Genomic DNA, 26189 nt, shown 5'->3' with positions numbered 1-26189 from the left:
CACTCAACCAGGTAGTTGGGTGGAGCGCCATCCCAAACCATCCGCGCAGAAAAGAGTTCACACGGTGCATATCGGACTGATCGGCCTTGGAAAAATGGGCTTCAACATGCGCGAACGGCTGCGCAAGGGCGGGGTCGAGGTCACCGGCTTCGACCGGAACCCCGAAGTCACTGATGTCGCCTCGACGGACGAGCTCATCGCTGCGCTTCCGGCGCCGCGCCTCATCTGGGTCATGGTCCCGGCCGGTGAAATCACCGACGCCGTTATCACCGAGCTCGGGGCCAAACTGCAGCCCGGCGACATGGTGATCGACGGCGGCAACTCCCGCTTCACGGAGGACCAGAAGCATGGTGCCGCGCTGGCCGAAAAGGGCATCCGCTTTGCTGACTGTGGTGTCTCCGGCGGAGTCTGGGGCCTGCAGAACGGCTACGGGCTCATGGCTGGCGGCGACGCCGAGGACATCGAACGCGCCCTTCCGGTTTTCGACGCGCTCCGTCCGGAAGGCGACCGCGCGGACAGCTTCGTCCATGTGGGCGGCGTCGGCGCGGGACACTACGCCAAGATGGTGCACAACGGCATCGAGTACGGCCTGATGCAGGCCTACGCCGAAGGCTACGAGCTCCTTGTCGCCAAGGAAATCGTCACCGACCTGCCCGGCACTTTCCGCGCCTGGCAAAAGGGAACCGTTGTCCGGTCCTGGCTGCTGGACCTCATGGTTAAGGCCCTGGACGAGGATCCCGGACTGGCGTCCATCGACGACTACGTCGAAGACTCCGGTGAAGGCCGCTGGACCGTGGAGGAAGCCATCGCCAATGCGGTGCCGGCCCCCGCGATCACCGCTGCTCTGTTTGCCCGCTTCGCCTCCCGCGAGGACAACTCGCCGGCCATGAAGATGGTGTCCGCGCTGCGCCACCAGTTCGGCGGGCATGCCACCCGCCCAGCCAAGTAGTGTATCTAGAACACCTCTCCCTGACCGATTTCCGCAGCTACGCCCAGGTGGATCTCCGGTTTGACCCGGGCGTCACTGTCCTGGTCGGCTCTAACGGCATCGGCAAGACCAACCTGATGGAAGCCATCGGCTACCTGGCCACCCTCAGTTCACACCGGGTCAGTGCCGATGGTCCGCTTCTCCGGTTCGGAACCGACCGCGCCCTGATCCGGGCAAAGCTGGTCCGGGGCGAACAATCCACCATCCTGGAGCTGGAAATCAACGGCGGCCGGGCCAACCGGGGACGCATCAACCGCAGCAACCCGGTCCGTGCGCGCGACCTGCTGGGCATCTGCCAGACGGTCCTGTTCGCTCCGGAGGACCTGGCGCTCGTGAAGGGTGATCCGTCGAACCGCCGCCGCTTCCTGGACGAGCTTCTCGTAAGCCTCATTCCCCGGCATGCCGCCACCCGCAGCGACTATGACCGCGTGCTCAAACAGCGCAACGCACTGCTGAAGTCGGCACGGGCCGGAAAGTTCACCCCCGGCCATGAAGCCACCCTCGATGTCTGGGACCAGCGACATGGCGCGAGCCGGAGCGGAGCTGCTCCACGCCAGGCTGGAACTCGTTGAGCGCCTGCGGCCACACCTCAACAGTGCCTACGCTCAGCTCACTGATGGCTCCAAGGCCGCGGATGCGGTTTACCGCTCAACTTTGCAGAACATGATGGACGACGACGGCGAGCCGGCCGACGCTTCGACGGCACCGACCGGGCCGGGTAGCCAGACCGAGGATCTTCGCCAGCTGTCCGTGGAAGACCTCGCCGAACGCTACATCCAGGCCTTCGCGGCGTCCCGCCGCAAGGAACTCGAACGGGGCATCTCGCTGGTGGGTCCGCACCGGGACGAGCTGGAACTCATGCTGGGGCAGGCCCCCGCCAAGGGGTACGCCTCGCACGGTGAAACCTGGTCCATGTGCCTGTCCCTCCGGCTGGCGTCCTATTACGTCATGCTTGACGACGCCCGCACCGGAGGCTCGGCGCCGATCCTCATCCTGGACGACGTGTTCGCCGAACTCGATGTCCAGCGGCGGCGTAAACTGGCCGCAATAGTTGCCGGCGCCGAGCAGGTGCTGGTGACCGCCGCCGTCGACGCCGATATTCCGGACGAGCTTGCGGGCCGGCGGGTGAAGGTCATCCCGGGAGGAATCGATGAACAGGGATAAGGACGGCGGCCTGCAGCCTGGCCGCGATCCCGATGAAATCGATGCCGCCCAGGCGGCGCTGAACAGGATGCGTGAGGCAGCGGCCGCACGTGGCGAGGTCCGCCGGAAAGCGCCGCGGGCGGGTGCCAGCCAAAAACCGCGTACCGCCGCCCAGGGTACGCGGGGCTTCAGCCAGTTCCACTCCACCGGCCGCGATCCCCTGGGGCTGGGAAAAGTCGTGGGCCGGCTGGTCGCCGAGCGCGGCTGGACCTCCCCGGTGGCTGTGGGCTCGGTCATGGCCGAGTGGCCGGCGCTCGTGGGGCCGGAAATCGCCGCCCACTGCACCCCGGAAAGCTTCACCGACACTACCCTCCATGTCCGGTGCGACTCGACTGCCTGGGCGACGCAGCTCCGGCTGCTCAGCATGAGCCTGTTGGAAAGGTTCCGCACCGAACTCGGCGATGGCGTGGTCACCAGCATCCAGGTGCTGGGGCCGGCGGCACCGAACTGGCGCAAGGGCGGACGCACCGTTAATGGACGCGGACCCAGGGACACGTACGGATAGCGCCGACAGGCCAAACGGCGTGCAGGGCGCTCAAACGGCCGTCGGGCGTATAGGAGTCCAAAACGGGGACTGTTGGAGCCTTGCAGGCGGGGCCAATGGCCAGCGAGAGGCACATTCGCCCGCGTCGGCGCCCCGCCAATGCGGGGATCAACCATGTTTCACGATAGAATTCCTCTAGATAACTGGGCGCCGGTGAAACGTTGACTGAGTCCGTTTTCCCGGGCTTTTTTCCGCGCGGGAGCGGTCCCGCAGGTCAACCGATCCGCTGGCGCTGGCAGTGACGTGCCTTTTGGTGGACGCCCTTTTCTCGGCGGACGGCGGAGGCCGGCCATCATCGAACATAGAGGAGTCGAAAGCGCCTGTGGCTAACGACAATGCAGATATCGAGACAGTGGAACCTGTAACGGAGGATGCCCGGACGTCCGGTACACCGGCTGAGGCTGCCACACCGCGGGAGTACGGCGCCAGCGACATCACCGTTCTTGAGGGTCTCGAGGCCGTACGGAAGCGGCCGGGCATGTACATCGGTTCCACCGGTCTGCGTGGCCTGCACCACCTGGTGTATGAGGTGGTGGACAACTCCGTCGACGAGGCCCTTGCAGGGTACTGTACGCACATCGAAGTGGTTCTCCAGGCGGACGGCGGCGTCAAGGTAGTCGACGACGGCCGCGGCATTCCGGTGGACATCCACCCCACCGAGGGCAAGCCCACCGTCGAGGTGGTCATGACCATCCTGCACGCCGGCGGCAAATTCGGCGGCGGCGGTTACGCGGTGTCCGGCGGCCTCCACGGTGTGGGCATTTCAGTGGTCAACGCACTCTCCACCCGGGTGAACACCGAGGTACGCAGGCAGGGCCACGTCTGGCGCATGTCCTTTGCCGACGGAGGCAAGCCCCAAGGCCCCCTGGTCCAGGGCGAGGAAACTGAGGCGACCGGAACCACCCAGACCTTCTACCCGGATCCGAGCATTTTCGAATCCACCGAGTTCGACTTCGAGACGCTCCGCGCGCGTTTCCAGCAGATGGCCTTCCTTAACAAGGGGCTAAGAATCACGCTGACGGACGAGCGCCAGGCGGCAGCCGGGACGGACGACGCCGGCGACCTTGACCTGGACGGCGTGCTGACCGAGGGCGAGGTCCTGGCCGAGCACCGCACCGTGGTCTACCAGTACAACGACGGCCTTCTCGACTACGTCAAGCACCTGAACTCCAGCAAGAAGGTGGATGTTGTCCATGAAGACGTCATCGCCTTCGAGACTGAGGACACCGAGCGGCACATCGCCGTCGAGATGGCGATGCAGTGGACAACTGCCTACTCCGAAAGCGTCCACACCTACGCCAACACCATCAACACCCACGAAGGCGGCACCCACGAAGAGGGATTCCGCGCTGCCATGACGTCGCTCATCAACCGCTATGCGCGGGAGAAGAGCATCATCAAGGAAAAGGAAGAAAACCTCACCGGCGACGACATCCGTGAAGGCCTGACGGCCGTCATCTCCGTGAAGCTGTCCGAGCCCCAGTTCGAGGGCCAGACCAAAACCAAGCTCGGCAACTCCGAGGTCAAGGGCTTCGTGCAGCGCGTGGTCACGGACCAGCTCGGCGACTGGCTGGAGCGCAACCCGGGTCCCGCCAAGGACGTCATCCGCAAAGCCATCTCCGCGGCACAGGCCCGCATGGCTGCGCGCAAGGCGCGCGACAATGCCCGCCGGAAGAGCCCGCTGGAGTCCTTCGGCATGCCGGGCAAGCTCTCCGACTGCTCGTCCAAGGATCCCTCCAAGTGCGAGGTGTACCTGGTGGAGGGTGACTCGGCTGGCGGTTCGGCCAAGCGCGGGCGCAACCCCGAGACGCAGGCCATCCTGCCGCTGCGCGGCAAGATCCTGAACGTGGAGCGGGCACGCCTGGACAAGGCGCTGGGCAACAACGAGGTCCAGTCCATGATCACCGCGTTCGGCACGGGCATTGGCGAGGACTTCGACCTCAGCAAGCTGCGCTACCACAAGATCGTGCTGATGGCTGATGCCGACGTCGACGGCCAGCACATCACCACGCTGCTGATGACGCTGCTTTTCCGCTACATGCGCCCCCTGATCGAGAACGGCTACGTCTACCTCGCGCAGCCGCCGCTGTACCGGATCAAGTGGTCCAATGCGCCCCACGATTACGTCTTCAGCGACCGTGAGCGCGACGCCGTCCTGGTCTCCGGCCAGGCAGCAGGCCGCCGCATTCCGAAGGAAAACGGCATCCAGCGCTACAAGGGTCTGGGCGAGATGGATTACACCGAACTCTGGGACACCACGATGGACCCGGACCGGCGCACCCTCCTGCAGGTGACCATGGAGGACGCAGCCGCCGCAGACCAGATCTTCGCCGTGCTGATGGGCGAGGACGTCGAGTCCCGTCGAAACTTCATCCAGCAGAACGCCAAGGACGTCAGGTTCCTCGATATCTAGCGGTTTCCACCTTGGATATTCCAGAACAGACATATACCTGAAACGGAAAATATAGACTATGAGTGACGAAACACCCGAGGTCCCGGTCGAGTCGCCGGACGGTACCGAGCCGGTGCTGGAGGGCGACGTGCTGGTCGACCGCGTGGAGCAGGTGGACCTGCAGACGGAGATGCAGCGCTCCTATCTGGACTACGCGATGGCCGTTATTGTCGGCCGTGCGCTGCCGGATGTGCGTGACGGGCTGAAGCCGGTCCACCGCCGCGTGCTCTACGCGATGTTCGACGGCGGCTACCGCCCGGACCGCGCCTTCAACAAGTGCGCCCGCGTGGTGGGCGAGGTCATGGGCCAGTACCACCCCCACGGTGACACCGCGATTTACGACGCGCTGGTGCGCCTGATCCAGGACTGGACCATGCGGTACCCGCTGGCGCTGGGCCAGGGCAACTTCGGCTCGCCCGGCAACGACGGCGCCGCGGCCCCGCGGTACACGGAAACCAAGATGGCGCCGCTCGCCATGGAGATGGTCCGCGATATCGACGAGGAGACCGTCGATTTCCAGGACAACTACGACGGCAAGAACCAGGAACCCACGATCCTGCCGGCGCGGTTCCCCAACCTGCTGGTCAATGGGTCCTCCGGGATCGCCGTCGGCATGGCCACCAACATCCCGCCGCACAACCTGCGCGAGGTGGCCGACGGCGTCCAGTGGTACCTGGCCAACCCGACCGCCAGCCGCGAGCAGCTCCTCGAAGAACTGCTGAAGCGCATCAAGGGACCCGATTTCCCCACTGGCGCCACGATCCTGGGCCACAAAGGCATCGAGGACGCCTACCGCACCGGCCGCGGCTCCATCACCATGCGCGCCGTGGTGAATGTCGAGGAGCTGCAGGGACGGACGTGCCTGGTGGTCACCGAGCTGCCCTACCAGGCGAACCCGGACAACCTGGCCATCAAGATCGCCGAGCTGGTCAAGGACGGCAAGGTCCAGGGCATCGCCGACCTCCGCGACGAGACGTCCGGTCGCACGGGCCAGCGCCTGGTCATCGTCCTGAAGCGCGACGCCGTGGCCAAGGTGGTGCTGAACAACCTCTACAAGCACACCCAGCTGCAGGAGAACTTCGGCGCGAACATGCTGGCGATCGTGGACGGAGTGCCGCGCACGCTCAGCCTCGATGCCTTCATCCGGCACTGGGTCACCCACCAGCTGGATGTCATCGCCCGCCGCACCCGGTACCGCCTGCGCAAGGCTGAGGAGGAAGCACACATCCTGCGTGCCCTCCTCAAGGCCCTGGACATGCTGGACGAGGTCATCGCCCTGATCCGCGCCTCCAGCACCACCGAGGCAGCACGCGATGGCCTGATGCAGCTGCTGGACATCGACGAGATCCAGGCGCGCGCGATCCTGGACATGCAGCTCCGCCGGCTCGCTGCCCTGGAACGCCAGAAGATCCAGGACCGCCACTCCGAGCTCGAAGCGATGATCGCCGAATACAACGCGATCCTGGCCTCCGAGGAGCGCCAGCGCTCGATCATCAGCGAGGAACTCGCCGAGATCGTGGCCAAGCACGGGGATGACCGCCGCACCCAGATCCTGATGGGCTACGACGGCGACATGTCCATGGAGGACCTCATTCCCGAAGAGGAAGTGGTGGTCACCATCACCCGCGGCGGCTACGTCAAGCGCACGCGGAGCGACAACTACCGTTCGCAGCAGCGCGGCGGCAAGGGCATCAAGGGTGCCCAGCTGCGCGGTGACGACGTGGTGGAACATTTCTTCGTCACCACCACCCACCACTGGCTGCTCTTCTTCACCAACTTCGGTCGCGTGTACCGGGCCAAGGCCTACGAACTTGCCGAGGGCGGCCGCGACACCAAGGGGCAGCATGTGGCAAACCTGCTGGCCTTCCAGCCGGACGAGCACATCGCCCAGGTGCTGGATCTGAAGGACTACCAGCACGCGCCGTACCTGGTGCTGGCCACCAAGCGCGGCCTGGTCAAGAAGACCCGGCTGGAGGACTACGACACCAACCGGTCCGCCGGCGTCATCGCCATCAACCTCCGGGACGAGGACGAGCTGGTCTCCGCGCAGCTGGTTTCCGAGACGGATGACCTCATGCTGGTGTCCCGCAAGGGCCAGTCGATCCGGTTCACGGCCACCGACGACGCGCTGCGCCCCATGGGCCGCGCCACGTCAGGCGTAACAGGCATGAAGTTCCGAGAGGACGACGAACTGCTCGCCATGAACGTGGTGGCCGAAGGCTCCTACGTGTTCGTGGTGACCGAAGGCGGCTACGCCAAGCGCACCGCGGTCGAGGAATACCGGCTGCAGGGCCGCGGCGGCCTGGGCATCAAGGTTGCCAAGCTCGCCGAGGAACGCGGGGATCTTGTGGGCGCGCTGGTGGTCCAGGAGGAAGACGAGGTCCTGGTGGTCATGGGCGGCGGCAAGGTGGTCAGGTCATCCGTGGCCGGCGTCCCTGCCAAGGGCCGCGACACAATGGGCGTCATCTTTGCGAAGCCGGACAAGAACGACCGCATCATCGAGGTTGCCCGCAACACCGAACGCGGCCTCGAAGAAGAAGTTGAAGCCAGCGCCGAGCGGGAGTCCGAAGCCGACCACACCGATGAACCCAGCGCGTCAGAAATCTTGGCTATCGCCGCTGATGACGTAACGTTGGCTGAAGATGCCGGACCAGACGAGGAATCCGCAACGGCGGCTTCAGGACTGGCCGATGAAGCAGAAGGAACGTCCGGCGATGCTGAGGCGAACGAAGACAACACCGGAGGTAACGAGTGAGCAATTCCGACTCATTTCCCAAGCCGAGCAGTAATGGTCCCGGCGGGATGCGTCAGCCGGCATCCGCTCCCCGGGTAAATGCCCCGGTGCGTCCCCAGCAGAGCCCGTCCACGCCGTCAGGCGTTCCGGGACAGCGTCCTGCAGATGCGGGACAGCGCCCTGCGCCCGCAGGACAGCGCCCGCAGGGCCAGAGGCCGGTTGCGCCGGCACAGCGCCCGGCAGCCCCCGGACAGCGGCCCCAGGCCGCACAGGGCGCGCCCGGGCTGGTCAAGCCAGCTCCCAAGGCCAAGGTTCGCCGTGCCCGGCTCCTGGTCAGCAAGGTTGACCCCTGGTCCGTCCTGAAAATGGCGTTCCTGCTGTCCGTCGCGCTAGGCATCGTCACAGTGGTGGCAGCCATTGTGCTGTGGACCGTGCTGGACCTGACCGGCATCTTCGACCAGGTGGACAGCCTGCTGGGAACACTCGCCGGTTCCGAGGGCGGCGGCTTCGAACTGAAGAAGGTCGCCTCGCTCGGCCAGGTGGCATCGTTCGCCACCATCATTGCCGTTGTGAACGTGGTGCTGCTGACCGCCCTGTCCATGCTGTCTGCCGTGCTGTACAACATTTCGGCGACCCTTGTCGGCGGCATCGGCGTGACCCTGACGGACGACTAAAAACCCTGTATTTCCGCGGGAAAACCGCGGTTGAATGCCTCGATTTGAGATCGGGCCGGGATGTACTGTAGAGTCTTGTCTCGGCCCGATGAGGCATCGGGGCGTATAGCTCAGGCGGTTAGAGCGCTTCGCTGATAACGAAGAGGTCCCAGGTTCAAGTCCTGGTACGCCCACGGAACCTGCACAGGTTCAAGTAGAGGTTTAGGCAGGATTCCTAGGAATTCAGCCGGAACGGGGTGCGTGTGAAGAAGTTGCTGGTTATTGCAGCTGCGGTCGCAGGCGTCCTCTTCTACAAGAAAAAAGTGCAGGAATCCGAAGCCCGGAAAACAGTCTGGAGCGAATCAACCGACAAGGTTGAATAGCCCGGATCCCGGTGCGGAGGCTGGTCAGCCAGCCTTTGGAACTAGGGTATGATGGACGGGTTGCTTCTTATGGGGGCATGGCGCAATTGGTAGCGCACCTGCTTTGCAAGCAGGGGGTTCGGGGTTCGAGTCCCCGTGCCTCCACCATAAGAAAGGTCCCGGTCGGAAACGGCCGGGGCTTTTTCGTTTGCCCGGCCTATTGTTCCTGGCCCGCGGTTCCCGGCCCACTACTGTGGAAGCGTGAATCTCTTCATTGCTGCCTTGGGTGTCCTGGGCGTTGCTTCATCAGGACCGCTCATCGCCGCCACGCTCGGCGCCACCACTGTCACCGCCCTCGCCATCGCCTTCTGGCGCAATGCCATCGCCGCAGCCGTTATGGCCACCCCCACCCTGATCCGGGAGCCGCGCCAGTTCAGCCGCATCGGCCGCCATGAGGTCCGCTGGTCGCTCGTCGCGGCGGTGGCCCTGGCCCTGCACTTCGCCTGCTTCATCACGTCCCTACAGCTGACCTCCGTGGCCGCCGCTACGGCCCTCGTCTGCCTGCAGTCCGCCTGGATCGCCATCATTCAGCTCTTGCGCGGCGAGCGGCACCCCTGGCAGGTCCTGGTGGGCCTGGGCATCTCTTTCGGCGGCGTCGTTGCTATCACCGGTTTCGACATGGGCACGTCCCCCGACGCCCTGCTGGGCGACATCCTCGCCATGGCCGGCGGACTCCTCGCGGGCATCTACACCCTGGCCGGGGGCCGGGCACGCCAAAGCATGACCACCGGAACATACACGGCCCTCTGCTACGGCATGTGCTCTGTCCTGGTGGCGGTACTGGCAATCGCCACGGACCAGCCCCTGACCGGTTTCGACGCCGGCGGCTGGCTGGGGATTCTGGCCATCACGGTGTGCGCCCAGCTCGTGGGACATACGGCGTTCAACCATCTGCTGGCCACCATGAGCCCGCTGCTGGTGTCCATGATTATCCTGCTTGAAATACCCGGTGCCGCGCTCCTGGCGGCAGTGTTCCTGAACGAGACACTCCCGGCGGGCACCTATGCCGGGCTGGCACTCATCCTTGTGGGCCTCGCCGTCGTGGTGGCGGGACAGCGGAACGGCAAAGGCGGCCGGGGCAAGCCACCCGAGGAACGCCCCCTGGCGGAGCTGGGGGCCGACTGAGCACCGCGCGGGGCTACTGTCCGCCGCGGCGGACCGGCTGGCTGGTATTGACGGTGTGGATGGCGCGCAGCAGCTTGGCCGGGAAATACACCGAGAAGAAGACCACCATCGGCGCTTTGAGCGCCATCTTCTTCACGTTGTGGGCCTTGTAAGTGCGGTCGAAGCGCGTCACGTAGTACCTGTAGTCGCGGGGTGAGTCCTCGAGCCGGCGGGCCGACATCCCGGAGACCATCTGCGGCCAGTACTGGACCTTGAGGTCGTGGTCCGCGAGATGCAGGGACAGGTCGATGTCCTCGTGCATCTCGTCCTTTTCGTCCCGGCAGGTTTCGCTGCGGATGGTCTCCCACGCGGACCGGCGGAGGGCCATGTTCGAGCCGAACAGGAAGTGATATTGGTGTTTTGCCAGCTTCAGCATCAGCTGGCGCATCTTGTCATCCGCCTTGAGGCCGAAGCGGCGCATCGGCATGTCGTAGTAGACCACGGGCCCGGTGGCGGCCGAAGTGGACAGGTCCTCGAAGGCCTTCTGCACCTGTTCCACCCAGTCAGGTTCAACCACCGAGTCAGCGTCGATCCGGCCCAGGATGTCCCCGGTGGCGTTGTCCAGGCCGAAATTGCGGGTTGGGATGAGTCCCTGCTCCCTGTCCTGGCGGAGCAGGATGATGGGGCTCTCCGGATACTCCTGCTGCATCTGCGTGACGATCGACGCCGTGCGGTCCTTGGACATGTTGTCCACCACGATGATCTCGTGCGCCGGAACCGACTGATACACCGCCGCGATGAGGCACTGCCGGATGACACTTTCCTCGTTGTAGGCCGGAATAACAATGGATACGCGCGGCTCAGTGTCAGTCAAGGCATCCTCTGCGGATCTATCGGGTGACATCCCCTCAAACTTAGCACCGCAGAGACGGCAGGAGGCGTCCCGCCGCGGCGGAACCCCTCCTGTTGCTGCCCCTTGCGGGCACTTGGCTACGCCTTCTTGTCGGCGCCGTTCTCGATGTTGGATGCGATGTTCTTCACCGCGGTCTTTTCATCGGTGGCAACTTCACCGGCGTTGGAATCCGCGTCGTCGGCAACGTGCTTTGCCTTGTCAGCGGAGGCGTCGGCTGAAGTGTCGGCTTCGTCCTCGGCAGCCAGGGCAAAGGCAGCGTCCAGCGGCGTATCAGCGGAAGCCGGCGCAGAACTGCCTGCCGGAGCTGCCGGAACCGGTGCCGGGGTGGAAGCGGCCGATCCAACACCGGTGGCGGATGCTGCCGGGGTGGTTGCAGCCGGCGTCGACGGTGCGGGCGTTACCGGTGCGGGGGTCTTCCACGGGTCCTCGACCGGCTTTGACGCCTTCCAGGCGGCAATGCCAGCGGCCACGGCCGCAGTGATCACACCAATAACGAGGAGTCCGCGCTTCTTCGGCTTCGGGGCCTCCACCACCAGCGCCTTGCCCGTCACTGCCCGGCTGGCTTCGTTGGCGGCTGACTTGAGGTGGCCGCCGGCCACATGAGCCTGTTCCTGGATGGTGTGGATGATGCCGGCGTCGCCGAGTTTCTGGGCCACGGCGTCAACGCGGGCCGGGGTGCTCTCGAGCGTCCTGTGGACAGCCTCGGATGCGGTTCCGATCTGGTCCGAGAGCCGGGGCAGGTACTCAACCACGACGCGGTCGCGGGCCTGGGCAATAACTGGGGTGGCCCGGTCCAGGGCGTCGTGCATGCGCGGGGTGGCGCCTTCCACGACGTCGTGGATCTTCGGGGCCAGCTGCGCCAAACCGTCCTGGAGCCGCGGCGTTACAGTGGCGACGCCGTCGGCAAGGTTGTGGGCCGCCACCTTGAGCCCCTCCTGGATCTTGGGGGAAGCAGTGTCAATGCCCTGCTGGAGGCGGGGAACTGCCCAGTCCACCGCTGCTTCCACGCGGTCTTTTGCGTTCTCGACTGCAGAACTGACCGACAACTCCAGTTCGCGGGCAATACGATCCGATTTCTTCACAACTACCTCCCGATTAATGTGACGGTTCTGTTGTTAGCCTACGTGCACGAATAGCCGGGCTGCTATCGTTCCGGCGGATTCACGGTGGATTTCACCCAACGCGGAACTGCCTTTTGCGCCCGCATTCGCGTTGACCCGCCGTGAAAGAATGGCCCTATGACTGCCTCAGCAACTGCAAAAGCAACCATCCACACCAGCCTCGGCGACATCGTTGTGAACCTCTTCGGCAACCACGCGCCCAAGACTGTTAAGAACTTCATCGGACTGGCCACCGGAGAACAGGCCTGGACCCACCCGGAGACCGGCGAGGACAAGACCGGCACGCCGCTCTACAACGGCACCATCTTCCACCGCATCATCAAGGACTTCATGATCCAGGCCGGCGACCCGCTGGGCCGTGGCACCGGCGGACCGGGCTACCGCTTCGATGACGAGATCCACCCCGAACTGAACTTCAGCGCTCCTTACAAGCTGGCCATGGCCAACGCCGGCATCCAGATGGGCAAGGGAACCAACGGTTCACAGTTCTTCATCACCACCATCCCCACCGACTGGCTGCAGGGCAAGCACAGCATCTTCGGCGAAGTTGCCGATGACGAATCCAAGAAGGTTGTGGACGCCATTGAAGGTGTCCGCACCGGCATGGGCGACCGCCCGGTTGAAGACGTGACCATCAACAGCATCGACATCGAGCAGCTCTAACCACATGAGCTACGGAACTCCGGCGGCGGAGCCGTCAGCGCAGGCACCGGTGTGCCCCCGGCACCCGGACCGGCCCTCGTATGTCAGCTGCCAGCGTTGCGGGCGGCCGGCATGCCCCGAGTGCCAGCGCGCGGCCGCCGTCGGATTCCAGTGCGTTGACTGCGTCAACGAAGCAAAGCGTACGACGCCGGCAGCACGGACCGTTTACGGCGGTGCCGTTGCTTCCGGCAAGCCCGTGATGACGTACGCAATCATCGGGCTGTGCGCCCTGCTGTTCGTTCTGCAGTGGCTGCTTCCCGGGAACGCGGTGTACCGTACCCTCGCTTATGCGTCGGTTTATGCGACGCCCGAGTACGGGGTGTTCCAGCCGTGGCGCATGCTCACCTCGGCTTTTCTGCACTCCCAGGGCTTCCTGCTCCACATCGTCCTGAACATGTACACGCTGTGGATTTTTGGCCAGGCGCTCGAACCGCTGCTGGGCCGGATCCGCTTCCTTGCCGTATACCTGCTGTCCGCCATCGGCGGGTCGGTGGGTTACCTGCTTCTGACACCGATCCTGCCCGAGGGCGGGCCCGTGGGACTCGTAGGCGCCTCCGGTGCGATCTTCGGGCTGTTCGGCGCCATGCTCGTGGTGCAGCGCCACCGCGGCGGTGAGACGAGGCAGCTCTGGGTACTCATCGCGATCAACGGCGTCATCGGCTTCATGGTGCCGCAGATCGCCTGGCAGGCCCACTTGGGCGGCTTCATCACCGGTGCCCTGTGCGCAGCCGTCATCGCCTACGCCCCACGCGGCCCGCGGCGCAACATCCTGCAGGCCGGCGGGCTGGCCCTCGTGATGGCCCTGCTGTTGGCGGCTTCCTGGTACCGGGTTCTCATAGCTGCCTGACGCTGCTTCCGGCCTCCTGGTACGGCACTTCCCCGCAATGCCCTCGCTTTCCGAAGCGGGGGCATTTTTGTGTGTGTCGGGCCGAGGTGGTGCCGCAACGTGGTCTACCGTGCAGAGGCGAGCTGCACGAAATCCGCAGGGTTTTCCACAGTGGTTATCCACACTGTTAATAACTTACACAGCTGTAAGTCCCGGACCGCGGCCCCGGGATACCGGGGTGCTGCGCTCCTTGCGAGCAATATGCACGCTTGCGTCCACACCTGTGGATAACTTCGCTGCCTGCCGCTGTGGTTAAGTGGACAACTTCACCGAAACTCCACCGGAGCGCGGTGTTCGGGGCATTAACAGTCGCCTGAGTGCCAAGGCAAGGGTTTTGTGGACGTACTTTCAACAGGGTTATTCACACTGTTAATAACTCACGGGGCTGCGATTCCGCCCTTCAGAAGGCGCGCAGCTCCGGGTTTCCGCCGTTTCGGCCGGAAATCCACACAAGTTTTCCCCACCTGTGGATAAGTTGTGGGTAGCTGCCTGTTGCTAAGTGGATAACTGTCCGCGTATCCACACCCTGCCCGTGTAGTCTCTATGGCGTGAGTACCCACAGCCACATCTTCCTGGACAAGCACCACCCCGCAGCCTGGCGGGCACTGAACGGGCTCGGACTGAAGGCCAAGGAAGCGATGCTTGAAGCCGGTCTGGACGGGAAGCTGATCGAACTGCTTAATGTCCGCATATCGCAGATCAACGGCTGTGCCTACTGCCTCGACATGCATGTCAGGGACGCCGTCAAGGGTGGCGAATCCACGCAGCGGCTGGCCGTTCTGCCAGCCTGGCGGGACACCGCCGTGTTCGAGGACCACGAGCGCGCCGCGCTGGCCCTGGCCGAAAGCGTCACGGTCCTCCCTGACGCCCGCACGCGCGACACGGAGGACGCCTATGCGCGGGAGCACCTCACCGAGGAGCAGTACTCAGCAGTGAGCTGGCTGGCCATCGCCATGAACGCCTTCAACCGCGTTTCCATTACCAGCCAGCATCCCGTCCGGCCTGAAAACGGCTGAGACCGGAGTTTTCCACAGTCATTTCCACAGCTGTTAATAACTTCGAAGATGCAAGTTTCGGCTCTCCGTCCGCGCCAGCCGGGGATGCAGCGCGGTTTCCCCGTACCGGAGCCGCCCAAGTTATCAACGCTGTGGATATCTTTACCAACACGTGTGGACCGGCCAGTCCGCGGCGGCAGTCCCTCCCGCAGCGGTTTAGGCCCAGACGCCTGAGGTTCCGCGGCGGTGGCTGTCCACAAGATGTGTGTCCACCATGCCGATGGCCTCCATTCAGCGCGAACATGGTGGTGGGCCCCACGAAAGCGAAGCCCTTCTTCCGCAGTGCCTTGGAAAGCGCGATGGACTCAGGGGACGTGGTGGGCACGTCGGCGTAAGTGACGGGAGCAGGGGTGGAGGTTGGCTGGAACTTCCAGACAAAGTCCACGAGGCCGCCCTCGTCCCGCAGCGCGATGGTGGCCTTGGCATTGGTGATCGCGGCGCGGATCTTAAGGCGGTTGCGGACGATGCCGGGGTCCTGCAGGAGGCGCTCGACGTCGGCCTCGGTAAAGGCGGCCACGGTTTCGGGGTGGAAGTTGTCGAAGGCCGCACGGAAGGCGGGGCGTTTGCGCAGGATCGTTGCCCACGACAGGCCCGCCTGGAAAGCCTCGAGGCTGATGCGCTCGTACAGGCCCTGCTCGTCCCGGACGGGCAGGCCCCACTCAGTGTCGTAATACTCTCGCAGAAGGGGATCCGTGGAAGCCCACAGCGGACGGGCCAGGCCATCCTCGCCGATGATGATGCCTTCTGCGGTCATGGGGGTCGGCTCAGGAGCGCCAGCGCGTGGTCATCAGGAAGCCGACGATCGCAATGCCAAACCCGGCCAGGATGTTCCAGGACTGCCATGCCTGGACCGGCAGCTGCCCCTCGCTGATGTAGAAGGTGATGATCCAGAGCAGGCCAATGATCATCAGGCCGAACATGACGGGCTTGAACCACACGGGATTCGGCTTGTAGGCGGCCTGGGTGGAAACGGGCTCGGCCGGGCGGGCAGGCTTCTTACGTGGCTTTGACTCGGGCACATGTCCTCCTTAGCTGCTGAATCAAGAGGACGCACCTCGGCTTGATATCCTGCTGTAAGGGGAAAGCCGGCGGTCTGCACACTCTTGGTCAGGTCTGAAGTCTTACTAGCAGCCAATTCTAGCTGTAGTTCAGTCCGCACCGGTGCCCCGCAACCGCCTTGGAGGAGATCGCGTGGTAGTGCAGGAGAAGGTGACGGCCACTGGCAAGCCGGTGACCGGCGTCGTGATCCTGCGGAAGGCCGTCCAGATCTTCGGGGAGCTGCTTATTACCGCCGGCATAGTGCTGCTTCTCTTTGTTGCGTGGCAGCTATGGTGGACCAACGTGGAGTCCGATGCCAAGCAAAGCGCCGCCGTCAAGGACTTCGTCCGGGACCTGGGCGGGCCTGTGACCCCCCCGCCCGCGCCGTCAGCGACCGGCGGCACGGCCACTGCCGGCCCGAAGGACTACGGAGCGCCCGTTGTAGGCGAGGCCCCCGGCCACGGCGGCACCATCGGGATCATGTACATCCCCCGGTTCGGCGAAACCTACACCCGGCCCATCGTCGAAGGCACCAGCGCGGACGTCCTGGACACCCTGGGCCTCGGCCACTACGGCAACACCTCCATGCCCGGCGCGGTGGGCAACTTCGCGGTGGCAGGCCACCGCCAGACGCACGGCGCCGTGCTGGACAATATCCACACGCTGGTTCCCGGGGACAGGATCTACGTCCAGACGCGGGACGGCTACTACGTTTACGTCTTCCGCAACAACCGCATCGTTCTGCCCACCGAAGCCGATGTCCTCCTGCCGGTCCCCAACCAGCCAGGAGTGCGCCCCACCGAAAGGCTTCTCACCATGACCAGCTGCAACCCACGCTTCGGCTCCGAGGAACGGATCATCGCGTACTCGGTGCTGGACCACTGGCAGCCGGCCTCGGCGGGCCCGCCCGCCGAGATTGCAACCCAGGTTGCCCGCGCGCGGGGGGAAGGCTAGGCATGTACGGCTGGATTTTCCGTCATCTCCCCGGCCCCCTCTGGCTCCGCGTCCTCACGTCGCTGGTGCTGGTGGCCGGTGCCCTGTTCCTGATGGTCGAGTTCCTTTTTCCCTGGATGTCCCAGTTCACCCAATTCACCGACTCAACGATTGGTGCGCCGAAAAACCCATGAGCACAGCAAAGATTCTCGTCGTGGACAACTACGACAGCTTCGTCTATACCCTGGTGGGCTACCTCCAGGAGCTGGGCGCCGAGACCACAGTGGTCCGCAACGATGATGTGACCCTCGCCGAAGCGATCGAAATGGCAGAAACGCGCGACGGCGTACTCATCTCGCCCGGCCCCGGCTCGCCGTCGGAGGCGGGCGTCTGCATCGAGCTGATCCGGTGGTGCGGCGAGAAGACAAAGCCGATGTTCGGCGTGTGCCTTGGGCACCAGGCCTTGGCGGAGGCCTACGGCGGAACCGTGACCCACGCCCCCGAGCTGATGCACGGCAAGACCTCCCTGGTCCAGCACGACGGGGCCAGCGTTTTTGCCGGCCTGCCCTCCCCCGTGACGGCCACTCGCTACCACTCCCTGGCCGCCGTCCGGGCAACGATCCCGGAGATCCTGGAGATCACGGCGGAAACCGCCAGCGGCGTCATCATGGGGCTGCAGCACCGCACCGCGCCGCTGTGCGGCGTCCAGTTCCACCCCGAATCCGTGCTGACCGAGGGCGGCTACCAGATGCTGGGCAACTGGCTCGAGTCGCTGGGCATGAAGGGTGCAGCCGAGCGGGCCGCCAAGCTCAGCCCGTTGATCCAGCACTGACCTAGCCCGATTCAGCACTGATTAGCCCCCGAACCGGCACAAGGGCTGGGTCGGCGCTGGGCCTACTTGCCCTTGGTGGGGCTCGGCGTCGCCGTCGCCGTCGCCGTTGGCGTTGGCGTCGGGGTGGGTGTGGGCTCCGGAGCCGGGGCCGGGGCCGTGGCGACAGTCACGGTGATGGCCTTGCCCTGCTCCACCAGCGAGTTCAGCGGATCGCTTTGGCCTGTCACCTTGCCGGGCTGCACCTGGGAGTTCTCCACCTCACGGATGACGGCAACCAGGCCGAGTTCCTTGAGCGCCGCCTCGGCTTCGGCACGGGTCATGCCGCGAAGCTCAGGCATGGCCACCTTGCCAGTGGAAACCAGGAGCTCGACGGTGCTCCCCACCGCCACCTGCTGGCCCGGGGCGGGCTTGGTGGTGATCACCAGGCCCGCCGGAACCGTGGCGCTGTTGGCCATGGTGGTGGACGGTGCGCCCACCAGCCCGGTCTGCCGCAGGATGTCGCGGGCCGCCGCCTCCGTCCGTCCCGGCAGCGTCTCCGGAATCTTGACGGCGCTGGGGCCCGCCGAGATGTTCAGGACCACTTCCGAGTTCGGTTCCAGCGACGACCCCGCCGGCGGCGCGGTGCCGATGGCCGTGCCCTTGGCGATCGAGTCGTGCTGCACCCGCTTGATCTGCGGGCGCAGCTTGGCGTCGTAGAGCGTCTGGAGCGCCTCGGATTCGGAGAGCTTCTCCACCGAGGGAATCGCGACCCGAGCCGGTTCGGCTGGCCGCTGGTTGAGGAAGTTGTAGAACCACAGGCCACCGCCGGCCAGCACCAGGAGGGTAAAGATCACGAATGTCGTGATCCAGGCCCGACGGCGGGACTTCTGCAGGCCGGACCGCTCCCGTTCGCGGGGCAGTCCGAGCGGCAGCTCGTCGTGCTCGGCCGTCTCGTAGACCGCTGCGGCCTCGGCCGGCAGCACGGATTCGTCATCATCGGCGTCCCGGGAGCGGCGCAGCCGGCCCGTGGGAGCGTCGTCGAGGAAGCTGGCCCCGGTCATGGAGAATGCTTCCGTGGGCGGCGTGCGGTGCGGCTCCGGGATGTCATTGGGGTCGGTCGGCGCCTCGCTGGGCGACAACGCCGGAACGGCGATTCCGTTCTTCGCGGCCCGCAGGGCACGGCGGAAGGCCGCGGCATCCTGGAAACGGTCAGCACGGTTCTTTTGCAGTGCCTTTTCCAGCACGCTGTCGAGTGCATCGGAGATGTCCGGATTGAAGTTGCTGGGCGGTTCGGGCTTCTCCCGGACATGCTGGTACGCCACGGATACGGGGCTTTCACCCACGAAAGGCGGGCGGCCGGTCAGCGTTTCGTACAGCAGGCAGCCGGCCGAGTACAGGTCGCTGCGGGCATCCACAGCCTCGCCGCGCGCCTGCTCCGGCGACAGGTACTGGGCGGTGCCCACCACCGCCTGCGTCTGGGTCATGGTTGCGGAGGAGTCGGCGACCGCGCGGGCAATGCCGAAGTCCATGACCTTGACCATGTCCGCGTTCTCGCAGTACATCACGTTCGCCGGCTTGATGTCCCGGTGCACGATTCCGGCCTTGTGGCTGTATTCCAGTGCGGACAGGACACCCAGCGTGTACTCCACCGCCTGGTCAATGGTGATGTCGCTGGCACGGATCAGGTCGCGGAGGGTCTTGCCGGCCACGAACTCCATGACAATGTAGGGAACCCGGACCTGGTCGGGCCCGTCGCCTGGCACAGTGTGCTCGCCGGTGTCGTAGATGGCCACGATCGACGGGTGGTTCAGGGCTGCCACGGCCTGGGCCTCGCGCTTGAACCTGGCCTGGAACTGGGGGTCCCGGGCCAGGTCGGGGCGGAGCAGCTTGATGGCGACCGTCCGGCCCAGCCGGGTATCCAGGCCACGGTGCACATCGGCCATGCCCCCGCGGCCGATGAGTTCCCCGAGTTCATAGCGTCCGTTCAGGACGCGCTGACTGGTCACCGGGATGTTGTCTTCCCGGTGTGACGGAGTTCGTGGCGTGGTCACGGCTTACCTTCCAGTCGGCGAGCCGCTTGGAGTTGGCGTGGTCGTGGGTGTGGGGATCAGGGCCTGGGACAGGTGGTAGGTCACCACCGACCCCGCATCGACCTCCCGGCCGCTGTCGGGCTCGGTCCGGACAAGCGTTCCGGGGTCCTGGCCCGGCTCGCCAGCCTCGTCGGCGCCCTTTTGCCAGCGCAACCCGGCCTTTTCAATGGCTGACTGGACCTCGGTTTCGGTGCTGCCCGTGCTGATCTCCGGAACCTTGATCTGTTCCGGGCCCTTGGAATAGGTGACCCTGACGGTGTCACCGGCCTGCAGCGGGCCCGAGGGGTTGAGGTCCGTGACCGTGCCCGGAGTGGCAGGGTTGAACACTTCCTTGCCGTCCACCTTGAGGCCCAGCGCGATCAGTTCGCTGCGTACCTCGCTGAACTGCTTGCCGAGGTACGCCTCCGGAATCACGTTGATGGCCTCGGGAGTGGACTGCGTCGGCGTCGGTGTGGGGGTCGGCGTCGGGGTTTCCGACGTCTGCGTAGGCGTAGGCGTGGGCGTGGCACTGGTGCTTATGCTGCGGCTGGGCGTGCTCGACGTGGTGGCGGCCGGGCCCTGGCCCGGGAACAGGAAACCCGCCTGGCTCAGCAGGATGCCGGCGACGGCGAACAGCACCAGCAGGATCAGGGCAATCAGCGGCCAGGTCCACGGGCTGCGCTTCCGCCGCTCGGGCTCATCCTCTGGCTCGTCGTCGTACTGTTCCGGTTCCTGGTCCCAGGTGCGCTCGGCGGCCAGGGCATCGGCACGCGACAGCGTGCTCCCCGCCCGTGTGGGGGCGGCATCCGGGTTGCCGGCGGCAGCAGCCGCCGCCCCTCCGGCGGCAGCACCAGCGGCCGCTGCGCCAAGCACAGGCAGGGCCGAGGTGGCAGTCGTCGAGGTCTGCTCCGAACCGATCACGCCGGTAGGCGCGGTGGCAATATTCACCGGTGCCGTCATGGCGCCCGTGCCGCCTTCGTACAGAAGCATGCCGGGGACGGCCGCATGGGCTGCGGAGATGTCACCGTTGCGGATGGCCTCTGCCGCCTCGGCGAGCTTGATGGCGTTCGCCGGACGGTTCTTCGGATCCTTGGCCAGCATGGACATCAGCAGCGCACGGACCGGCTTGGGCAGCGACTCCGGCAGCGGCGGTGGTGCGTCGTTGACCTGCGCCAGGGCGATGGCGATCTGGGATTCGCCGGAGAACGGCCGGTGCCCGGTGAGGCACTCGTAGCCGATCACGCCGAGCGAGTAGATGTCCGAGGCACCGGTGGCCGTCTGGCCGGTGGCCTGTTCGGGGGCGAGGTACTGGGCGGTGCCCATGACCTGGCCGGTCTGGGTCAGCGGCACCTGGTCTGCCAGGCGCGCGATGCCGAAGTCGGTGACCTTGACCCGCCCGTCAGGGGTGATCAGCAGGTTTCCGGGCTTGACGTCACGGTGCACCAGGCCCTGGGCGTGGGCCACGGACAGGGCCCGGGCCGTCTGCGCCATGATGGACAGCGTGCGGTCCGGTGAGAGGACCTGCTCGTGCTCGATGATGCTGCTCAACGGCTGGCCGGGGACCAGCTCCATCACCAGGTAGGCGGAGCCTTCCTCCTCGCCGTAGTCGAAGACGTTGGCGATGCCCACGTGGTTAAGCAGGGCCGTGTGGCGGGCCTCAGCGCGGAACCGCTGGAGGAAGCCGGGGTCACCCGTGTACTCCTCTTTGAGTACCTTGATGGCCACGATCCGGCCAAGGATCTGGTCCTTGGCCTTCCAGACTTCACCCATGCCGCCGATCGCAATGCGCGTGGTCAACTGGAATCTGCCGCCGAGGGTGATTCCCGATGTAGGCCTCACTTATTCAACACCGCCTCAAAAATCTTCTTTGCGTTCGGACTGGTTAGCTGTGCACCGGTGGTGATGTCCACGCCCTGCATGACAACGGTGACGGACACTTGCGGATCGTTAGCCGGGGCAAACCCGGTAAACCAAGAGTTGTTCAGGCCGTTCCCGAGCTCGGCGGTGCCGGTCTTGCCGGCCACCTGGACGCCGGGAACGCCGGCACCCGAGGCGATGCCCTCGCTGACCACACTGGTCATCCATTCGGTGATCTGTCCGGCGATCTCCGGCGTCGTCGAGGTCCGCAATGCCACCGGCTTCGGTTCGTCGATGACCCTGAGGTCCGGGGAACGGACTGCCTTGATGAGATTCGGTGCCATCTGCACTCCGCCGTTGGCAATGGCCGAGGTCATCAGTGCGATCTGTAGCGGTGTCGCCCGGACGTCGCGCTGGCCGATGGCGGACTGCGCCAGTCCGGCTGCGTCGAGATCCGAGGGGAAAACGCTCTTGGCGTAGTCCAGCTTGAGCTGGTCGCCCAGTTCCTGGCCAAAGCCGAACTTGCTGGCCTGCTGGGCTATCGCGTTTTCGCCGAGGTCGCGGGCGATGCTGGCGAAGGGCGTGTTGCAGGACTGCTGCAGCGCGAACGCGAAGCTGGCCGTGCTCCGGGTGTAGCAGTTGCCGCCGGCGTAGTTGGGCAGCTGGTACTGGATGCCCGGGAAGCTCATCTGCGCCGGGTTGGGCAGCACGCTGTCGGCGTTGTACTTGCCGGAGTTCAGGGCCGCTGCCGTGTCCACCAGCTTGAAAACCGAGCCTGGTGCCAGCAGGGCCCCGGTGGGGCCGCTGACCGAGGGGTTCAGGTTGATGCCCGGGACCTTGATGGCCTCGTTGTAGGCAGCCTGCTCCTTGGCGACGTCCTGGGTGGCGATGAGGTTCGGATCGTAGGACGGCTTGCTGACCATGGCCAGGATGTTGCCCGTCTTGGGATTGGTCACCACGATCGAGCCCCGCTGGCCGTCCGGGATGAGGTCGTACGCCAGCTTCTGGATCTTGGGGTCAATCGTCAGTTCGACGGACGCACCCTTGGGCTGGTTGCCCAGGAAGAGCTGCCCGATCCGGTCGAAGAACAGCTGGTCCGAGCTTCCGGCCAGCTGGGCATCCATGGCGCCCTCGAGGCCGGTGACCCCGTAGCTCCGGGAGAAGTATCCGGTCAGCCCGGCGTACAGCTCGGGCTGGTTGTACTTGCGCTGGAACTTGCAGGACTCGTTGCCCGGCACGGATTCAGCGATGGCGGAGCCGCCCACGAGGATCGCGCCGCGGTCATTGCAGTAGTTTTGCAGGATGGCCCGCCGGTTCCACGGGTTGGCCTTCAGCTCGTCCGCGCCCACCACCTGGACGTAGCTGATCGCACCGAAAATCAGGGCGAACATGGCGATCGCGGCGATCCATGAATGTCGAATGGCCTGGTTCACAGGTGTTTCACCGCCTCGGTGGGAGCATCTGGGAGAGTCTGGGTGGCGTTGCGGTCCTGCCGGCTTCCTGTGGCGGTCACCGGATTCTGGGCCTCCGGTGTCCGGCCGGGCTGCATCGGTGAGGTGTCCACCGGGCCGCGGGCCGTGTGCGAGATCATCAGCAGCAGGCCCACGATGATCCAGTTGGCCAGCAGTGAGGAGCCACCCGCGGCCAGGAACGGCGTGGTGAGGCCGGTGAGCGGGATCAGCCGCGTGACGCCGCCGATCACCACAAAGCACTGCAGGGCCACCGCAAAGGACAGGCCGCAGGCGAGGAGTTTGCCGAACGCGTCGCGGGTGCCGAGGGCCGCGCGGAAACCGCGGGTGAAGAGCAGCAGGTACATCATCACGATGGCGAACAGGCCGATCAGGCCAAGTTCCTCGCCGAAGGAGGCGATGATCATGTCGCTGTTGGCGAACGGGACCAGGTTTGGCCGGCCCTGTCCGAGGCCGGTGCCGACGAGGCCGCCGCTGGCCATGCCGAACAGGCCTTCCACGATCTGGCCGCTCCCGCCGGGGGAACGCCCGAAGACTTCCTCGGTGAAGGCATTGAGCCAGCTGTCGATGCGGAGGGCGACGTGCGAGAAGACCTTGGACGCCACGAAGCCGCCGCCGAGGATCAGGGTGAGGCCGATGACCACCCAGCTGATGCGGCTGGTGGCCACATAGATCATCACGATGAACAGGCCGAAGAACAGGACTGACGATCCGAGGTCACGCTGGAAGATGAGCACACCGATGCTCACGAGCCAGGCGGTGATCATGGGTCCCATGTCCTTGAACCGGGGGAACTGCATGGGGCCGATCTTGCGGCCCGCGAGCATGATGAGGTCCCGGTTCGAGGAAAGATACCCGGCAAAGAATATGGCCAGGGTGATCTTGGCGACTTCGCCCGGCTGGAACGTCATCGGACCGAGGCGGATCCACACCCGGGCGCCAAGGATTTCGCCCGCGGAAATGCCGGGAACCAGCGGCAGGATCAGGAGCAGGGCGCTGGCAGCCAGGGAAATGTACGTGAAGCGGCGCAGCACGCGGTGGTCCTTGAGGAACCAGATCACGGCGATGGCAACGGCCATGGCGATGACGGTCCACCGCAGCTGGTTGTTGCCGGTATCCTCGCCGGGGGCGTCGAGTCGGTGGATCATCGCCAGGCCGAGGCCATTGAGGGTAATCACCAGCGGAAGTATTACTGGGTCGGCATATTTAGCACGGAGCCGGAGGACAACGTGGAACACGAGGGATGCGACGGCCAGCAGGCTGGACTGGAACCAGAAGTCGGTGTCCAGTGACGTTTGCTCATCGATGCTGATCAGTGCGTTGGCGCCGATGCTGACCGACAGGGCGAGCACGAGCAACAGCAGTTCCACGTTGCGCCGGGGTTTGGGCATGGTGTCGGCGTGGCTCATTGGCCCCCCTCACAGGTTGCGGTTGGGGTGGGTACGGCTCCAGCTCCGGCTGTTGCGGTCGGCGAGGCAGTCGGTTTGGCGGCTGAGGTCGCCTTCGGGGATGCCGTGGATGTCGGCTTCGGGGTGGCGGTGGCCTTGGCCGTCGCGGTACCCGTGGCCTTGGCCGTCGCGGTACCCGTGGCCTTCGCCGTGGCCGAAGGTGTTGCCGTGGGCGATGGCGTCAGGCACTCATCTGACGGCGCGGTGCTTCCCGTGCGCTCCAGGTTCTTGACGATCCGCTGGGCATCATAGAGGTCGCGCGCGGGGACCGTCTGGCGGACGCGCTGCTGCGAGAACTGTGGCAGCGAGTCCATCCTGATGTCCGTGACCGCTTCCAGGGTGGAAAGCTGTATGGGTCCGAGGCGCTGGGATACCCCGTTGAAGATGGCCACCCGCTGGTCGAACTCGCCGATGTAGTACCGCGTCTGGGTCCAGGCGTAACCGAGCCAAAGGCCGACGGCGAGGACCAGGATTGCGGCGCCCGCGATTCCCAGGGTGAGCCAGCGGCGCGGACGCCTGGCTGGCGCGAACTCGTCACCCTCCTCGCGGGCCTGGTCCGACTTGTGCGTCAGGACCGTGGCCGCGCGGCGCGCGACGGTGCGGCCGGCGATGGTGGGGATGGAACCGGTTTCGGCAGCAGCAACGGCTGCGCCGACGAGTATGTGCGGCCGCGAGGAAAGCTCCTCGCGCAGCACCTCGGCCGAAAGATGCTCACCCAGGTGCGGGTCGGTGCTGGTGGCCGGCTCGTTGGACGGCGTCTCTGCACCTTCGGCTGCGGCGCCCTCGCCTGCGCTGGCTGGTTCGGCTGCAGCAGGAGCAGGGGCGGCAGGAGCCGGGGTGGCAGGTGGTGCGGAGTCCGGCTTCGCGTCCGCTGGCACGGCACCCGGTGCCGCCGCGGCGGGCCCGGCAGGAGGAGCGGCGGCAGGTTCATCGGCGGCCGCAGCCTTCGTCCCGGTAATGGCATCCGGTTCTCCGGCGTCAGGCACGATGTCGACGGCGGCGGTACTGACGTCGTCGGGCGTTTCCTCCACGATTTCCACCATGACAACGGTCACGTTGTCCGGAGCGCCCGCCTCCAGGGTGAGGTCGACGAGGGTCTCGACGCATTCGCGGAGGTCCGGGGTTTCCCGCACGGTGCGCTCCACGGCGTGGCCGGCCACGTAGTTCAGGCCGTCGGAGCAGAGCAGCCACCGCTCTCCGGGCTGCACATCGATCGTGGCGAGGTCCAGTTCGGGGCTGGCATCGACGTCACCGAGAACGCGCATCAGGACGTTCTTGTGCGGATGGGTTTCCGCTTCTTCGGGGCGCAGCCGCCCCTCGTCGATGAGGCGCTGGACGAATGTGTGGTCCACGCTGATCTGCTCGAACTCACCGTTGCGCAGGCGGTAGGCGCGGGAATCACCAATGTGGGCAAAATGCAGCTTGCCCTCGGCCAGCAGCAGGGCAGTCACGGTGGTGCCCATGCCCGCCAGCTTGGGATTGATATGGACGAGTTCCGAGAGCAGCGAGTTGGCGGTCTGGATCTCGTCGGCCAGCACGGTGCCGGCGTCGTCGTCATAGTCGTCGGTGTCCAGATGGATCATGTCCAGGACAGTGGCGGCGGAAGCAACATCGCCGCCGGCGTGGCCGCCCATGCCGTCCGCCACGACGGCCAGGTGCCGGCCCACGTAGGCGGAGTCGTCGTTCTTCGCGCGGACGCGGCCGACGTCAGAGCGCGCCGCATAGCGCAGGATGAGGGGCCGGGGCGAGGCTGGAACCTCGCCCGCCGGCATGTCCGGAGCGGCCAT

Annotated in this window: 20 protein-coding genes, 2 tRNA genes and 3 pseudogenes; 16 read left to right on the top strand and 9 right to left on the bottom strand. The window is 65.6% G+C overall.

Features of this window, described 5'->3' with window-relative positions; translation table 11 throughout:
• Positions 1-13: 13 nt before the first annotated feature.
• From gnd to ABIE00_RS23525, 10 genes and pseudogenes are all read left to right on the top strand, one after another.
• A pseudogene (gene gnd, locus ABIE00_RS23570) lies at positions 14-949 on the top strand (phosphogluconate dehydrogenase (NAD(+)-dependent, decarboxylating)); the annotation flags it as partial.
• Positions 949-2152 (top strand): annotated as a pseudogene (recF, locus tag ABIE00_RS23565) (DNA replication/repair protein RecF). The pseudogenes gnd and recF, both read left to right, overlap by 1 nt.
• Positions 2139-2696 (top strand): DciA family protein, encoded by a 558-nt coding sequence (locus ABIE00_RS23560; RefSeq protein WP_354263028.1) that lies wholly within the window; start codon positions 2139-2141, stop codon positions 2694-2696. The pseudogene recF and the gene ABIE00_RS23560 overlap by 14 nt, the downstream one beginning before the upstream one ends.
• A gap of 361 nt (positions 2697-3057) precedes the next feature.
• Positions 3058-5148 carry a DNA topoisomerase (ATP-hydrolyzing) subunit B gene (gyrB, locus tag ABIE00_RS23555; RefSeq protein WP_354263027.1) on the top strand — a complete coding sequence of 697 codons (2091 nt, stop codon included), beginning with the start codon at positions 3058-3060 and terminating at the stop codon, positions 5146-5148.
• A gap of 58 nt (positions 5149-5206) precedes the next feature.
• The gene (gene gyrA / locus ABIE00_RS23550) at positions 5207-7942 is read left to right on the top strand and encodes a DNA gyrase subunit A (RefSeq protein WP_354263026.1); all 2736 of its coding nucleotides are present in this window, start codon (positions 5207-5209) and stop codon (positions 7940-7942) included.
• Complete coding sequence (locus ABIE00_RS23545; protein WP_354263025.1) at positions 7939-8595, top strand: DUF3566 domain-containing protein; 657 nt, start codon at positions 7939-7941, stop codon at positions 8593-8595. The genes gyrA and ABIE00_RS23545 overlap by 4 nt, the downstream gene beginning before the upstream one ends.
• Before the next feature lie 99 nt (positions 8596-8694).
• Positions 8695-8768, top strand: a tRNA-Ile gene (locus ABIE00_RS23540).
• 69 nt (positions 8769-8837) lie between these two features.
• A complete protein-coding gene (locus tag ABIE00_RS23535; RefSeq protein WP_217491532.1) occupies positions 8838-8957 on the top strand; it encodes a DLW-39 family protein in 120 nt (39 codons plus the stop codon).
• 71 nt (positions 8958-9028) lie between these two features.
• Positions 9029-9104, top strand: a tRNA-Ala gene (locus tag ABIE00_RS23530).
• A gap of 93 nt (positions 9105-9197) precedes the next feature.
• Complete coding sequence (locus ABIE00_RS23525; protein WP_354263024.1) at positions 9198-10121, top strand: DMT family transporter; 924 nt, start codon at positions 9198-9200, stop codon at positions 10119-10121.
• Between the two features lie 13 nt (positions 10122-10134).
• Here the strand turns inward: ABIE00_RS23525 and ABIE00_RS23520 are convergent, their stop codons facing one another.
• Both ABIE00_RS23520 and ABIE00_RS23515 read right to left on the bottom strand, forming a co-directional pair.
• Positions 10135-11004, bottom strand: coding sequence for a glycosyltransferase family 2 protein (locus tag ABIE00_RS23520; RefSeq protein WP_331575228.1), 870 nt, complete (start codon positions 11002-11004; stop codon positions 10135-10137).
• A gap of 86 nt (positions 11005-11090) precedes the next feature.
• Positions 11091-12095 (bottom strand): hypothetical protein, encoded by a 1005-nt coding sequence (locus ABIE00_RS23515; protein WP_354263023.1) that lies wholly within the window; start codon positions 12093-12095, stop codon positions 11091-11093.
• A gap of 156 nt (positions 12096-12251) precedes the next feature.
• Here ABIE00_RS23515 and ABIE00_RS23510 point away from each other — a divergent pair, with 156 nt between their 5' ends.
• The 3 genes from ABIE00_RS23510 (at position 12252) to ABIE00_RS23500 (ending at position 14738) form a co-directional block, all read left to right on the top strand.
• Complete coding sequence (locus ABIE00_RS23510) at positions 12252-12797, top strand: peptidylprolyl isomerase (protein WP_354263022.1); 546 nt, start codon at positions 12252-12254, stop codon at positions 12795-12797.
• Between the two features lie 4 nt (positions 12798-12801).
• Positions 12802-13683 carry a rhomboid family intramembrane serine protease gene (locus ABIE00_RS23505; RefSeq protein ID WP_354263021.1) on the top strand — a complete coding sequence of 294 codons (882 nt, stop codon included), beginning with the start codon at positions 12802-12804 and terminating at the stop codon, positions 13681-13683.
• A gap of 587 nt (positions 13684-14270) precedes the next feature.
• Entirely contained in the window at positions 14271-14738 is a 468-nt protein-coding gene (locus tag ABIE00_RS23500) for a carboxymuconolactone decarboxylase family protein (RefSeq protein WP_354263020.1), read from the top strand.
• Positions 14739-14933: 195 nt separating this feature from the next.
• On the opposite strand, the pseudogene ABIE00_RS23495 reads toward ABIE00_RS23500, so the two are convergent.
• Positions 14934-15531 (bottom strand): annotated as a pseudogene (locus ABIE00_RS23495) (DNA-3-methyladenine glycosylase I).
• A 10-nt stretch (positions 15532-15541) separates the two neighbouring features.
• Positions 15542-15796, bottom strand: coding sequence for a cell division protein CrgA (locus ABIE00_RS23490; protein ID WP_331575223.1), 255 nt, complete (start codon positions 15794-15796; stop codon positions 15542-15544).
• Between the two features lie 172 nt (positions 15797-15968).
• Between ABIE00_RS23490 and ABIE00_RS23485 the strand changes: the two genes are divergently transcribed.
• From ABIE00_RS23485 to ABIE00_RS23475, 3 genes are read left to right on the top strand one after another with little or no spacing between them, the layout of a single operon-like run.
• Entirely contained in the window at positions 15969-16769 is an 801-nt protein-coding gene (locus ABIE00_RS23485) for a class E sortase (RefSeq protein WP_354263019.1), read from the top strand.
• A gap of 2 nt (positions 16770-16771) precedes the next feature.
• Positions 16772-16942, top strand: a complete 171-nt coding sequence (locus ABIE00_RS23480) for a hypothetical protein (RefSeq protein WP_043418205.1) — start codon at positions 16772-16774, stop codon at positions 16940-16942.
• On the top strand, positions 16939-17580 hold the full coding sequence (locus ABIE00_RS23475; protein WP_354263018.1) for an aminodeoxychorismate/anthranilate synthase component II: 642 nt from the start codon (positions 16939-16941) through the stop codon (positions 17578-17580). Before ABIE00_RS23480 ends, ABIE00_RS23475 begins: the two co-directional genes overlap by 4 nt.
• 62 nt (positions 17581-17642) lie before the next feature.
• Here ABIE00_RS23475 and pknB read toward each other — a convergent pair whose 3' ends face one another.
• From pknB to ABIE00_RS23450, 5 genes are read right to left on the bottom strand one after another with little or no spacing between them, the layout of a single operon-like run.
• Positions 17643-19610 (bottom strand): Stk1 family PASTA domain-containing Ser/Thr kinase, encoded by a 1968-nt coding sequence (gene pknB / locus ABIE00_RS23470; RefSeq protein WP_354263017.1) that lies wholly within the window; start codon positions 19608-19610, stop codon positions 17643-17645.
• 3 nt (positions 19611-19613) lie between these two features.
• Positions 19614-21467, bottom strand: coding sequence for a protein kinase domain-containing protein (locus ABIE00_RS23465; RefSeq protein WP_354263016.1), 1854 nt, complete (start codon positions 21465-21467; stop codon positions 19614-19616).
• Complete coding sequence (locus tag ABIE00_RS23460; protein ID WP_331575218.1) at positions 21464-22918, bottom strand: peptidoglycan D,D-transpeptidase FtsI family protein; 1455 nt, start codon at positions 22916-22918, stop codon at positions 21464-21466. Before ABIE00_RS23460 ends, ABIE00_RS23465 begins: the two co-directional genes overlap by 4 nt.
• The gene (locus ABIE00_RS23455) at positions 22915-24363 is read right to left on the bottom strand and encodes an FtsW/RodA/SpoVE family cell cycle protein (RefSeq protein WP_354263015.1); all 1449 of its coding nucleotides are present in this window, start codon (positions 24361-24363) and stop codon (positions 22915-22917) included. The genes ABIE00_RS23460 and ABIE00_RS23455 overlap by 4 nt, the downstream gene beginning before the upstream one ends.
• Positions 24360-26189 (bottom strand): PP2C family protein-serine/threonine phosphatase, encoded by a 1830-nt coding sequence (locus ABIE00_RS23450; protein ID WP_354263014.1) that lies wholly within the window; start codon positions 26187-26189, stop codon positions 24360-24362. The genes ABIE00_RS23455 and ABIE00_RS23450 overlap by 4 nt, the downstream gene beginning before the upstream one ends.

The sequence above is a fragment of the Arthrobacter sp. OAP107 genome, from assembly GCF_040546765.1.
Classification (GTDB): Bacteria; Actinomycetota; Actinomycetes; order Actinomycetales; family Micrococcaceae; genus Arthrobacter.
The sequence above is the reverse complement of the archived record's forward strand: the minus strand, read 5'-3'. Positions and strand labels throughout refer to the sequence as shown.